General features: G+C 65.1%; 2 protein-coding genes. Both read right to left on the bottom strand.

The window, feature by feature from the left end; all coding sequences use genetic code 11:
- Positions 1–177: transposase zinc-binding domain-containing protein (locus AWB74_RS44705; RefSeq protein WP_235024965.1), on the bottom strand; the 177-nt coding region annotated here is incomplete at its 3' end.
- A gap of 14 nt (positions 178–191) precedes the next feature.
- Entirely contained in the window at positions 192–1,067 is an 876-nt protein-coding gene (locus tag AWB74_RS44700) for a tyrosine-type recombinase/integrase (RefSeq protein WP_061152822.1), read from the bottom strand.
- Between the last annotated feature and the right edge of the window lie 122 nt (positions 1,068–1,189).

The following is a 1,189-nucleotide window of genomic DNA, read 5'->3' as shown; positions in this document are numbered from 1 at the left end:
CACTTCTATCTTTGCGCAGCCTGAACAGCGCAGCACATGTCCGCCCAGTGCCGCTGTGCGGCACCGTTCGATGGCCGACATGACCTTCAGCTGCCCCAGGCTCAGGCGTGTGTTGGCTCGCCACGCTGGCCCGTGGCTGCGGAAGATGTCCGCAAGCTCCAGCATGAGGCGCCGCAGCGCAGCGCGCAGGCCTAATCGGTGGGCAGACGGTCCAGGGGGCTGGTGACCTCATGCAGCAGGTCGGTGGCCACCTGGACGTAGAGCGCGGTGTTCTCCAGCTTTGCGTGGCCGAGCAGGACCTGGATCACGCGGATATCGACCTTCTGTTCGAGGAGATGTGTCGCGAAAGAGTGGCGCAGCGTGTGCATGGACACGCGCTTGTCGATGTTCGCGGCCTCGGCAGCGGCATGAATCGCGCGGTTCAGTTGCCGCGTGCTCAGCTGATCGAGCGGATCGAGCCCGGGAAACAGCCACCCGCCATCGAGCATCTTGCCCTGCGCACGGGCCACGCGCCACCACACACGCAGGCGCTCGAGCAGCACCGGCGAGAGCATCGCGTAGCGGTCGCGGCGGCCCTTGCCTTGCTCGATACGCAGTGTCATGCGTTCGCTGTCGACGTCGGTGACCTTCAGCGCTACCACTTCGCTGGCGCGTAGCCCCGCGCCGTACGCGACCGACAGCGCGGTCTGGTGCTTCAGGTTGCCGGCCGCCTCGATGAGTCGCCGCACTTCATCGGGACTGAGCACGACGGGCAATATGCGGGGCGCGCGCACCGGTTGCATCCTGACCATCAGCTCGGGGCGGTCGAGCGTGACTGTGAAGAAGAACTTCAGGCCGGTAATCGCGTGGTTCAGCGACACGGCCGATGTGCCGTGGTCGACCATATAGAGCTGGTAGCGGCGCAGGTCCTCGACGGTGGCCGTGTCAGGTGAGCGCCCGAGAAAACGGGCGAACTCACGCACGATGTGCAGATAGGTGTCCTGCGTCTTGGGGGCAAGCTGGCGCATGCGCATGTCGTCGATCATGCGCTGGCGCAGTGGGCTGGCGTTTGTCGGTAAGGAGGTCATGATTCGGCTCCTGTTGAAGAACGAGGCGGATTGCCTCACTCGCCAACATAAAGCCGGGTGACCGGCCTCTCACTGACCACCAGCGTCGGACCGTAGCCCCTACCGCGCGAGCGGTTTAGTCC

The sequence above is a fragment of the Caballeronia arvi genome (assembly GCF_001544695.2).
Classification (GTDB): Bacteria; Pseudomonadota; Gammaproteobacteria; order Burkholderiales; family Burkholderiaceae; genus Caballeronia; species Caballeronia arvi.
Note: the sequence above shows the minus strand (reverse complement) of the source record. Positions and strands in the feature narration are given on the sequence as shown.

Bases quoted from the DNA above. Each gene is read 5' to 3' on its own strand.
- AWB74_RS44700 (WP_061152822.1), bottom strand. From the start codon at position 1,067: ATGACCTCCTTACCGACAAACGCCAGCCCACTGCGCCAGCGCATGATC.